This is a genomic window from Paraburkholderia madseniana (genome assembly GCF_009690905.1).
GTDB classification, from domain to species: domain Bacteria; phylum Pseudomonadota; class Gammaproteobacteria; order Burkholderiales; family Burkholderiaceae; genus Paraburkholderia; species Paraburkholderia madseniana.
The window spans coordinates 1-11,658 of sequence record NZ_VOSW01000086.1; the positions used below are offsets into that span (position 1 = coordinate 1).

At 61.8% G+C, this 11,658-nt stretch carries 9 protein-coding genes; 4 read left to right on the plus strand and 5 right to left on the minus strand.

Features of this window, described 5'->3' with window-relative positions; genetic code table 11:
• Positions 1-198 precede the first annotated feature (198 nt).
• The 4 genes from FSO04_RS33705 to FSO04_RS33720 all read right to left on the minus strand — a co-directional run bounded on the left by FSO04_RS33705 (position 199) and on the right by FSO04_RS33720 (position 4,624).
• Entirely contained in the window at positions 199-1,092 is an 894-nt protein-coding gene (locus tag FSO04_RS33705; protein WP_154565884.1) for an ABC transporter permease, read from the minus strand.
• A 2-nt stretch (positions 1,093-1,094) separates the two neighbouring features.
• Complete coding sequence (locus tag FSO04_RS33710; protein ID WP_154565885.1) at positions 1,095-2,009, minus strand: ABC transporter permease; 915 nt, start codon at positions 2,007-2,009, stop codon at positions 1,095-1,097.
• A 108-nt stretch (positions 2,010-2,117) separates the two neighbouring features.
• Positions 2,118-3,413, minus strand: coding sequence for an ABC transporter substrate-binding protein (locus FSO04_RS33715; RefSeq protein ID WP_154565886.1), 1,296 nt, complete (start codon positions 3,411-3,413; stop codon positions 2,118-2,120).
• A gap of 152 nt (positions 3,414-3,565) precedes the next feature.
• On the minus strand, positions 3,566-4,624 hold the full coding sequence (locus FSO04_RS33720) for an ABC transporter ATP-binding protein (protein WP_154565887.1): 1,059 nt from the start codon (positions 4,622-4,624) through the stop codon (positions 3,566-3,568).
• 316 nt (positions 4,625-4,940) lie between these two features.
• Here FSO04_RS33720 and FSO04_RS33725 point away from each other — a divergent pair, with 316 nt between their 5' ends.
• The gene (locus FSO04_RS33725) at positions 4,941-5,906 is read left to right on the plus strand and encodes a polysaccharide deacetylase family protein (RefSeq protein ID WP_154565888.1); all 966 of its coding nucleotides are present in this window, start codon (positions 4,941-4,943) and stop codon (positions 5,904-5,906) included.
• Positions 5,903-6,664, plus strand: a complete 762-nt coding sequence (locus FSO04_RS33730) for a GntR family transcriptional regulator (RefSeq protein WP_154565889.1) — start codon at positions 5,903-5,905, stop codon at positions 6,662-6,664. The genes FSO04_RS33725 and FSO04_RS33730 overlap by 4 nt, the downstream gene beginning before the upstream one ends.
• A gap of 34 nt (positions 6,665-6,698) precedes the next feature.
• Here the strand turns inward: FSO04_RS33730 and FSO04_RS33735 are convergent, their stop codons facing one another.
• Positions 6,699-8,285 carry a gamma-glutamyltransferase family protein gene (locus tag FSO04_RS33735; RefSeq protein ID WP_154565890.1) on the minus strand — a complete coding sequence of 529 codons (1,587 nt, stop codon included), beginning with the start codon at positions 8,283-8,285 and terminating at the stop codon, positions 6,699-6,701.
• 350 nt (positions 8,286-8,635) lie between these two features.
• Here FSO04_RS33735 and atzF point away from each other — a divergent pair, with 350 nt between their 5' ends.
• Together atzF and FSO04_RS33745 are read left to right on the plus strand one after the other, a co-directional pair.
• Positions 8,636-10,501, plus strand: a complete 1,866-nt coding sequence (gene atzF, locus FSO04_RS33740) for an allophanate hydrolase (protein WP_168435943.1) — start codon at positions 8,636-8,638, stop codon at positions 10,499-10,501.
• 40 nt (positions 10,502-10,541) lie between these two features.
• On the plus strand, positions 10,542-11,639 hold the full coding sequence (locus tag FSO04_RS33745; protein WP_054042313.1) for a BMP family ABC transporter substrate-binding protein: 1,098 nt from the start codon (positions 10,542-10,544) through the stop codon (positions 11,637-11,639).
• Positions 11,640-11,658 lie beyond the last annotated feature (19 nt).

The window sequence follows — 11,658 nt, forward strand, 5'->3', positions numbered from 1 at the left end:
CCGCTTAGCAGGAGTGGTTTGAGCTGCTTTCTCTTGCCTACTTCTCTTTGCAGCCGGCAAAGAGAAGTAGGTGCCGCCCCGCACAGGGGCAACGCTAATAGACCACTAACAATGCAAGGAAAGGCACCAAGGCCAGAACAAGGAAAAGCCAACACCCCAGGCAAACAGAAAAACAAGCGCCGAGCAGGCAAAGAAACGTTACTTCACCCGCCGACGCCCCAACCCCCGCACCGCGAGCAAACACAAAACCATAACCGTGAGCGACAAGACCGTGGTCATCGTCCCAAGCGCATAAATCACAGGCGTCGTCACCGACGTGGTAAGACCCTGCAATTCGAGCGGCAAGGTATTCTGATCTCCAATCGCCTGCGAGGTACGCGCAATCTCATCCCATGAAAGTGTGAAACCAAACATTGCGACGCCGACAACCGAAGGTCCGATGATAGGCAAAACAACGTGCCGGAAGCTCTGCCACGGCGTGGCGCCAAGATCCCGCGAAGCCTCTTCATAAGCAGGATTGAAGCGGTTGAACACAGCAAACATCACGAGCAAACCGAACGGCAGCGTCCACGTCAAATGCGCACCCAGCGCCGACGTGAACAAGCCCATCGACGTCGTATAGGTATCGGCAAACGACTGATACCCCCACGCGGAAGCGAGATACTTCACACCGTTATCGAGCAACCGGAACGTCAGCCCGATCCCAAGCGAAACGATAATGGACGGCATGATCAGACTGGCGACCGAGACGTAAAAGACCGCCGTATCCCCGCGAAACCGCCGGCGAAAAGCCAATCCGGCTGCCACCGAGAACAGCACCGTCAACACTGTCACAGCCAGCGCGAGCCGCACTGATCGCCCAAATGCACCCCAGATGTCGACATCGCCGACGCCGTCACGCAGCGCGGCAAACCAGTGCAACGACACGCCACGCATCGGAAACGTCAGCCCGCCCTCGGGTCCCTGAAACGAAAGAATGAAAATCGTAATGACCGGTCCATAGAGGAACAGGACGAACAAGCCGAACAGCAACGCGAGCCAGTAAAAGCTGGCCGGCCGACGCTCCCGATGTTTGAGGCGAATGGCCTGCATCTTCACAGCTCCTTGCGGATATCGACCACCCGCGTCAGACCCCACACGATCATCAACACGACAGCCAGCAGAATGATCGCGTTGGCTGCCGCGGCGGGAAATTGCAGGTAGCCGGTCTGGACCTGAATGATCTTGCCGACCGATGCGATCTGCTGGCCGCCCATCACGCCGACGGTCAGGAAATCGCCCATTACGATCGTGATCACGAAGATCGAGCCGATCACAATGCCGGTCTTCGATAGCGGCAACACCACGTCGCGAATCACTTGCCAGCCGCTCGCCCCCGCATCGCGTGCCGCTTCGAGCAAGGAGCGGTCGATCCGCATCATCGCGTTGAAAATCGGCACGATCATGAAGAACGTATAGAGGTGCACGAACGCCAGCACGACCGAGAAGTTCGAATACAGCAGCCATTCGAGCGGCTGGTCGATCAGATGCGCGCCCAGCAGTGCCTGATTGACGAGCCCGTTACGGCCGAGCAACGGCATCCAGGAAATCATGCGGATCACGTTCGACGTCCAGAAGGGAATCGTGCAGACGAGGAACAGGATTGTCTGCATGCTCGTCGTGCGCACGTGGAACGCGAGGAAGTAAGCGATCGAAAAACCCAGCAGCAAGGTCACGGCCCATACGATCGCGCAGAACTTGAGCGTCGACCAGTACGTTTTCAAGGTCACACAGACGTCCGTCATCGACGAACAGCCGTTGAAAATCGCCGCGTAGTTTTTCAACGTGAACGCCGGGATGATCTGGTATTCGTTGAAGTCCCAGAAACTGACGATCAACGTGATGGCCAACGGCACGATGAAAAACAGCAGGAACGTGAGCGAAAGCGGCGTCGCCTGCAACCATGCCGGCGCGCGCCGGTGTTTGACGGGCTCATCCTGCGCGTGAGAGGGAAGGTCGATCGTTGCCATGGGCGGATATCAGTGGAAGCACTTTTGCGGCATGACCGCGTCATCGAAGAACTGCCGGCATGTCATGCACCGGCAGTCCGGCATGCGATTCAGTCGCTCAAGCCACGCTCAAGCTGCGATGAACTCGTTCCACTTCTGAACCATGTAGATGTTCTCGTCCATCACCGCATTCCAGCAGGCAATCGCCCCCATGCGCTGGTTGTACGAGCCACCGTCGCGCACCGTGCCGGTTTTTTCGAGCAACTGGCCGTCAGGTGCCTTGATATCCTGCGCGGCAGCTTTGCCTTCGATCCAGTAGTCCCATTCGTAAGGCTGCATGTGCGTTTTCGCCGTCTCGAGCACGCCGGAGTAATAGCCTTGACGCATCAGGTAGGCGCCTGCCCACCCGTCCTGGAACCAGTTGACGAACTCGTACGCAGCGTCGAGTTTCTTGCCTTGCAGCGAGCGCGGAAAGCCGAAACCTGACGCCCACGAACGATAGCCTTCCTTGAGCGGCTGGAACTTGCACGCGACGCCCATGGTGCGTACTTTGGTTACGGCCGGCGACCACATCGACTGGATCACCACCTCGCCCGACGCCATCAGGTTCACGCTTTCGTTGAAATCCTTCCAGAACGCGCGGAACTGGCCGGCGCGCTTCGCTTCGATCAGGATCTTGATGGTCTGGTCGATTTCGGCCTTGGTCATGTTGCCTTTGTCGCCGTACTTCACGTGACCCATCGCCTCGATCGCCATTGCCGAATCCATGATGCCGATCGCGGGAATGTTCAACAGCGCCGCCTTGCCCTTGAATTGCGGATTGAGCAGTTCGGCCCAACTGTCGATCGGCCGCTTGATGAGGTCGGGACGGATGCCGAGCGTGTCCGCGTTGTATGTGGTCGGGATCAGCGTCATCCATTCGGTCGGCGTTGCGGAGAATTCCGTGGAGCGCGGGCCGGTCAGGAACATCACCTTTTTCGGCGCGGTGCCCTGATCGCCGATCTTCTTGCCGTTCACTTCACCGCGTGTCAACACCGGCGTGATCTTGTCGGCGAGCTTGATACGTTTCGCGTCCATGCCCGCGAGCGTGCCGGCCGGGATCAGTTTCTTGAGCGCGAAATATTCGGTGTCGACAATGTCGAACGAGTTAGGCTGCGTGATGATGCGCTTGGCCACGTCGTCAGTCGTCACCGGCACGTATTGAATGTCGATGCCTGTGTCTTCCTTGAATTTCTTCGCGATGTCGGCGCTCTGGTTCACCGCCGTGCCGAGGTAGCGCAACGTGATCTTCTCCTGCGCATGCACGTACGGAAAACCGGCAATGCCGGCCGCCGCCACAGCGCCCTTGATGAACGTGCGGCGTGACAGGCCCTTTTCCTTCAGATCGGATGCGGCCGCTGCCGGGCTCTCGTTCGCTTCACTCATTGCCTTCTCCTCAGTTGACGTTCGTTTGATGCGCGCTTGATGTTCGATCAGCGCCTGTTTGTCGTTCAGTTGAAGCTCGGTTCACGCTACTCGTTCAGAGACGTTCTTTGCGCCGCCATGTCGCGCAAGGCAGAACACAACCGCGCACCTGCTCAGGCCGCCAGCGGATGCGCGTCCTGCTCGTTCCACCAGACCACCACACGCGCGTCGGGGCCGAGCCGCGCAGGGTCATAGTCGCCGTCGCTCACGAGCGAAATCAGTTCAGACGAGCCGTCGAGCGGATCGAGCGTCATGCGTAAATGGGTGCCTTGGTACTCCGCTTCGCGTACCTTGCAGGGCACGCCGCCAATCCGCGTCAGGCCGCTCTCACCGGTTGCGGTCTGGACGGGCGTGACGCCGTGCGGCACCACCCGCAAATGATCGGCGCGTACGGTAAACGAGCGGCCGTTCGTGTTGAATACGTTGTGACCACCGAGAAAACGCGCGACGAATTCAGTCCGCGGGCGATTGAAGACTTCGTGCGGCGAGCCACTTTGTTCGATGTGCCCGTGACTCATCACGACCACCAGATCGGCAAGCGCCATCGCTTCTTCCTGCGAATGTGTGACGTGCACGAACGTGATGCCGAGTTCTTTCTGCCAGCGCTTGAGTTCCGCACGCATCTGCACGCGCAGGAACGGATCGAGCGCTGATAACGGCTCGTCGAGCAATAGACAACCCGGTTGATTCAGCAACGCACGAGCGAGCGCCACACGTTGCTGCTGGCCACCCGACAGTTGCGCCGGTTTGCGTTCGGCATACGCGGACATCGCGACCAGTTCCAGCAGCTCACCGGCACGCTTGCGGCGCACATCCTTCGCGATGCCGCGCATTTTCAGGCTGAACGCGACGTTATCGAGCGCGCTCAGATGCGGGAACAGCGCGTAGTTCTGAAAGACCATTGCCGTGCCGCGGGCAGCGGGTTCTTCCCGCGTGACATTGCGTCCCGCGATCAGAATGTCACCCTCGGTGACCGATTCATGCCCGGCGATCATGCGCAGGGTCGAGGTCTTGCCACATCCCGAGGGCCCGAGCAGGCAGCAGTACTGGCCGCCGGCAATGCGCAGATCGATGGCGTCGACGGCAAGCGAGTCGCCGTATTGCTTCGACACGTGCACCAGTTCGATATCGGCGGCTGTAGTTTCGAGCACCGTTGAAGCAGGCTGAATCATGGAGTGGGTGTCCTCGTGAACGGCGAAGTGCTGACGCACGCAAAACCACACGCGATGCCTCGGCGAAGCCATCCAAATGCAAGACATGTGCCATCCGTCGCTTCGTAGTGGTCGCGGATTGCAAACGCGCCGGTGTGCTTAACGTCGACGAGTTGGCTCACATATTGCAAACGATCCGCAGCGTCGATCGTCAGCGATCAAAGCGTTTCTTTTGCGCAATCGCGGTGCGTCTTCGGTCCGTCCCGGGGCATGATCCGGCCAACTCGGTTCATGCAGGGCGCCACGCGTCGCTTTTAGTCACTCACGGCTTCTTTACATGAACGACACACGGAACATGCCCGCAGCAGAGAATCGCGCCCGTCAATCGATCGCCACCCATGGCCGCTTTTCCTATCGCCCGATCACGGACAGCGATGCGTTCCGCTGGCCCGGCGATAGCGGACTCGCGGTCTACCTCGGCTTCAATATCGAGCACTTTGCGTTCGGCGAGGGACTCGGCGCCGCGCTCGGCCCGATTTCGCCGCAACCGGATGTGCTGAACCATAGCTGGCGCGAGTACGGCAACCGCGTGGGCGCGTGGCGCTGCATCGAACTGTTCGACCAACTGGCAATGCCAGCAGGCACGCTCATCAATACCGCGCTCTACGACCATTGCCCGGAACTGATTGCGGCCTGCGTGGCGCGTGGCGACGAACTGATCGGTCACGGTCACACCAATGCACACCGGCAAAGCGACCTCGACGAAAACGGCGAACGCGAACTGCTTCTGCATTGCCGCGAACGTATCGCCGAAGCGTCCGGCACGCCACCGCAGGGCTGGCTCTCACCGTGGATCTCCGAATCGCACCTGACGCCTGACCTTCTGGCCGAGACCGGTTATCGCTATACGCTGAACTGGTGTCACGACGATCGTCCGGTACGCATGGCTACACGCAGTGGGCCGTTATGGTCGATTCCGTACCCGCAGGAACTCAACGATCTGCCGATGATGGTGGGCCGCCATATGGACGGCCGCGCGTTCGCCGACATGATCGTCGATCAGTTCGACGAGATGCTTGAACAGGCTAATCGCGGCACGCAGCCGCAGGCGCTCGTGATGGGTATCGCGCTCCATCCTTATCTGGTGGGGCAGCCATATCGACTACGGCATCTGCGCCGCGCACTCGACCATATCGCCGCGGCACGAGCGAAAGGCGATGTGTGGATCACGACGCCGGGCGCAATCGCGCATCACATGGACGAACTGGAGCGGGACGGCGTGTTGCGCCCGGAGGTCGCATGAGCACGAGCACCAACCCGAAAGCTGGCGCGGTCACCGCCAGAAAAACACCGAAGGAAGAAGCGGACGTCGACGAGCGCATCTATCAATCGATCTTCGACGGCGTGCTGAACCACCGTTTGACGCCCGGCACGAAGCTGCCGGAGCCCGAGTTGTGCCAACTGTTCGGCGTGGGCCGCGCGGTCGTGCGGCGCGTGCTGGAAAAGCTCGCCTACGACGGCATCGTCGTGCTGCGGCCGAACAAGGGCGCAGTGATCGCCGAGCCGACGCCGGAGGAAACGCGCGAGATCTTCGAAGCGCGGCGCTCCGTTGAACGCATGCTGGTCGAGCTGGCCGTACAGCGCGCGAGCGCCCAGGACATCAAGGCCTTGCGCCAGCAACTGGCGAGCGAACACGAGGCGATGCATCGCTTCGACCAGCCTTCGTGGGCCACGCTCGCGAGCGGTTTTCATATGCGCATCGCTGCGCTCGCGGGCAACTCGATCCTGCAAAACTATCTGAAGGAACTGGTTTCGCGCTGCTCGCTCATTGTCGGCGTATATGAACCGCCGGGGCACGCGCCGTGCGAGCACGCTGAACATGCGACGATTGTCGATTGCATCGAGGCACGCGATGCAGCGGGCGCTATGGCCCATATGGAAGCGCACCTTCGCGATATCCAGGAGCGGATCGAAACCTCGCGGATGCGCGGCGAGAAGAGCCTGGGCCAGTTGCTCGGCATCACTGGCTACGCCAATGCGTCAGCGCGGGAAACTACGTGAGTGGCGACACGCGACCGCTTGATGCCCGGCTGACTCAAACCCCAAGCGCACGGCCGTCGCTACGTGGATCGTGCGCGCCTGATGCTGCACCGTCCGACTCGATGCGGATCACGCCTGGATGGCCCGCCAACGGACTCTGCGCCGGAATAGCGCTCACCTCATGTCCACGTGCAGCGAGTTCGGCGAACACGTTGGCGCCGGCGTCTTCTTCGAGCTTCAACGCATCGCGTGTATCGGAGAAAGTCTTGCCAAGCAGGAAGCGAGGACGGGCGAGGGCAGTGAGCGGGTCCATCCCGTAGTCGATCAGCCGCGTCAGGATCGCGGCCAGCGTTTGCGGCTGACCGTCGGCGCCTTGCGTGCCGAACAGCAGATGTGGCCGGCCATTCTTCAGATACATGCCGGGGTTGAGCGTATGGAACGGCCGCTTGCCCGGTTGCACCGTGTTGTGATGCCGGGGATTCGTGCTGAATGACGCGCCGCGGTTGTGCCACAGAATCCCCGTATCGCCCGCCACCACGCCGCTACCCCAGTCGAAGTAAACCGTTTGCAGAACACTGACGCTGCGGCCTTCGCTATCCGTCGCGCCGATAAACACCGTGTCGCCCGGGCGGAACACATGGGGCCATGCGCGCGCTTCACGCAGATCGATCGAGCGTGCATGCGCATCGAGCGCGGCGGGCGACAGCATGTCGTCGACCGGCACGGAGTTGAACTCAGGATCGGACACGAAGCGGTCGCGGTCCACGAACGCGACCTTCACCGCTTCCACCAGCAGGTGGTAGTACTCGGCGCTGCCCTCGGCAATCTGCGCAATGTCGAAACGATCGAGCATGCCCATGATCTGCAGGGTCGTCACACCTTGAGTCGGCGGCCGCATGCTGACCAGTTCGCCGCCACGGTAGGCCACGCGCAATGGCGCCTCATCGCGTGCTTGCGTTCGCGCCAGATCGCTCAACGTCAGCGGCGAGCCGGCTTCGCGCAAACCGAGTGCGATCCGCTCCGCAAGCTCGCCCTCATAGAATTCGCGTGCGCCGAAGCGGGCAATCCGCTCGATGCTCTTCGCCAGCGCGGGTTGCACGAAACGTTCGGCGATGGCAGGAATATGGCCGTGCGGCGCGAAAGTTGCCGCGAAGCCGGGCAGGGCATGCAATTCGTCCGCCCGCATGCTTTGCCAGAAATGCTGCGAGGGCGTGACCGGGAAGCCATCGGTTGCATATTCCAGCGCACGGTCGAACAGCGACGACCACGATTGCGCGCCGTCCCATGCGTCTTTGCTGATCTCGTACGCCTGACGCCATGTGTCGACGGTCGCGGCCGTGGTGAGTGCCGAGGCAGCACCGCGCAGTGGAATGGCGCCTGTGAACGCGGGCAGTTGCTGCGCGGCCTGACCGATGCCCGACACCGTGCGCAACATCCCTTGCCGGTCGCCGATCACCCAGAAAGCGTCACCGCCGAGCCCGGTGAAATGCGGATACGTCACGCAGAGCGCCGCGCCGATGGCGATCGCGGCTTCGATCGCGTTGCCGCCGGCACGCAATACGTCGCGACCCGCCTCGCTCGCCAACGCATGAGGGCTGGTGATCATGCCGGCAGTCGAACTGGCGAGTCGGGTGTCGTGCATCGATGCTCCGCTACGGGGGATGAGCAGTGAGTGAGGTCGTCGGAGTAGCGAGTATAAGTTCGCGCACGGCGCCGAAAAAAATCGGCACGTAGCGGTAACGTGCGATCGCGGCGCGCCGCTGCGCGCCAGGCTCGAATGCAGGGCGCAGGAGCCCCGAGTTGGGGAGCGCTGCACCATGACGCTTTGATCGAAAGGCGGCAGCGCGGCCCGTCCTCGCCGCCGGTAAATCGTCGCAAAACCAAACCTGGCAAGGTTGACAGCGCGTTCGGGCGAACTTGAAAGTCACCTGGCATAGCTCCTGCTAATTTGAGTCCAAACTTGTATTCAAGATTGAACTCAAGGAAAAACCAGTGCCAATTTCGTCGCCCCTGAAGGTCCGTAGCCTCCTCTCGGCTTATGCCGCCAAACGTCTTACGCCGACTGAGGCCGTGGCGTCGGCGCTTGCCCGTATCGCCGAAATCGACCGGCCGGAAGTCTGGATCCTGCGTGTGCCCGCTGCGGACGTAGAGGCCCGCGCCCACGCGCTCGAAGCGCTTTACGAAGAGCAGGGCAGTGCCGTGTTCGAACGGATGCCGCTGTTCGGCGTGCCGTTCGCGGTCAAAGACAATATCGACGTTGCCGGCTTGCCGACCACCGCCGCGTGCGAGCCGTTCAGCTATACGCCGGACACCTCGGCATTCGCCGTGCAGCGCCTCATCGACGCCGGCGCGATCCTGATCGGCAAGACCAATCTCGACCAGTTCGCGACCGGTCTCGTCGGCACGCGTTCGCCTTACGGCGCGGTGCGGAACACCGAGTATCCAGAGCGCGTGTCGGGCGGGTCGAGTTCAGGCTCGGCGGTTGCTGTGGCCGCGGGTTGCGTGGCCTTTTCGCTCGGCACCGACACGGCCGGGTCCGGGCGCGTGCCGGCTGGGTTCAACGGGCTTGTCGGCCTGAAGCCGTCGCTTGGACTCGTCAGCAAGCGCGGCGTGGTGCCGGCGTGCCGCAGCCTCGACACGATCTCGGTGTTCGCGCACGACGTTGACGATGCATGGCGCGTGTTCAATGAAATCGCGTGCTTCGATCCGCTCGACGGTTACTCGCGCAAGGTACCGGGTCTCGGTCTCCTGCGTAGCGCGCCGCGGATCGGCGTGCCGGATCATCTCGAGTTCTACGGGGACGCAGCGGCGAATCAGGCCTTCTCAGCCGCACTCGATACGCTCTCTACCCATCTGCATCTCGCGCCCACGCCGATCGACTTCCAGCCGCTCAAACAGGTCTCCGCGCTGCTCTACGACGGCCCCTGGGTGGCGGAAAGGCGCGCCGCGCTCGGTTCATTCTTCGAGACGCATCACGAAGCGGTCCATCCGGTCGTCGCAACGGTGATCGGCAAAGCGGATCGCTACAGTGCCGCTGACGCGTTCAATGGCCAGTACGCGCTCGCCGATCTGAAGCGGCACGCCGAACAGCTCTTCGAGACGATCGACATCCTGATCGTCCCGACCACGCCGACGCATCCGTTGATCGCCGATGTGCAGGCCAATCCTGTGGAGTTGAACAGCCAGCTTGGCTACTACACGAACTTCGTCAACCTGCTCGATCTGTGCGCGTTGGCCGTGCCGTGCCGGCGTCGCCAGGACGGTTTGCCGGCCGGCGTCACGCTGATCGCGCCGAGCGGCGCAGACCGGCGTCTCGCGGAATTGGGCGCGCGGATCCAGGCGCTGTTCGTGACCGAAGCCCGGAGCGCGAGCGAGGCTTCGGCCACGACCGTGACCGAAAAGAAAACCGCGCCCGCGGCAAACGCGATCGCGCCATTGCCATTTCAGGAGCAGACCATCGCGCTTGCCGTGGTCGGTGCGCATCTGCGCGGCCAGCCGCTGAACTGGCAGCTTCAGGAAGCCGGCGCGCGTTTTGTCATGGCGACGCAAACCGCCGCCGATTACACGCTTTACGCGCTTGCCAACACGCAGCCGCCCAAGCCAGGCTTGGTGCGCGTCACCGATCAGCAAGGCGCACCCATCGCCGTGGAAGTCTGGGAAATGCCGCTGCGCAGCTTCGGCAAATTTGTCGCCGACGTGCCCGCACCGCTCGGCATCGGCTCTGTGCAACTCGCCAACGGCCTCACGGTGAAGGGCTTCATCTGCGAACCGTCGGCGGTTAACGACAGCAGCGGTGCAGCGGACATCACCTCGTTTGGCGGCTGGCTGGCCTATCTCGACAGCCTGAATGTCAACTGAAGGCCAACGCTCTTCACCTCTCCACAAGGAATTGGACACCATGACCAGTCGCCGCAATTTCATCAAGAGCGCCAGCCTGTTGACGCTCGGCAATATCCTGCCGATCCAATCGGTGTTTGCCGCGCCGAAGACGACGGTCGGCGTGATCTACGTCGGCGCGCGCAGCGACTACGGGTACAACCAAGCCCAGGCGACCGCTGCCGCCGTCATCAAGAAAATGCCTGACGTGAAGGTGGTGGAAGAGGAGAACGTGCCCGAAACCATCGCCGTGCAGAAAACCATGGAAGCGATGATCGAACAGGACGGCGCGACGCTTATTTTCGCGACCTCGTTCGGTTACTTCGATCCGCATGTGCTGAAGATGGCGGCCAAATATCCGAAGGTGCGTTTTGCGCATTGCGGCGGTTTGTGGAAGCAGGGCAACCCGTCGAACATCACCAGCTACTTCGGTTATATCGACGAATGCCAGTACCTGAACGGCGTGGTCGCGGGTCACATGACGAAGAGCAAGAAGCTCGGCTTCGTCGCCGCCAAACCGATTCCGCAGGTGCTGCGCAACATCAACTCGTTCACGCTTGGCGCGCAGTCCGTCGATCCGTCGATCACCACGCAGGTGATTTTCACGGGTGATTGGTCGATGCCGGTGAAGGAAGCGGAAGCCACCAACAGTCTCATCGATCAGGGTTGCGATGTGCTGACCTGTCACGTCGACGGTCCGAAGGTCGTCGTCGAAACGGCGGAAAAGCGCGGCGCGATGAGTTGCGGTTATCACGCGAGCCAGGCGGCGCTCGCGCCGAAAGGCTATCTGACCGGCGCGGAATGGGACTGGGCGACGCCGTACAAGCAACTGGTCACGGGCGCACAGGCCGGCACGCCGCAACCGAACGTGTTGCGCGGCGGCTTGAAAGAAGGCTTCGTGAAGATGTCGCCGTACGGCGCGAAAGTCACCGCGCCGGCGAAGCAGAACGCCGACTCGATCAAAGGCAGCATGGTGGCCGGCAATTTCGTGATCTTCAAAGGACCGATGAAGGACAACAAGGGCGGCACGGCGATCGCCTCCGGCGCGAGCCACATACAGACCGACTACACGCTCGAAAGCATGAACTATCTGGTGGCAGGCGTCGTCGGTCAGATCTGATCCTGGCCTGCGTGATTGT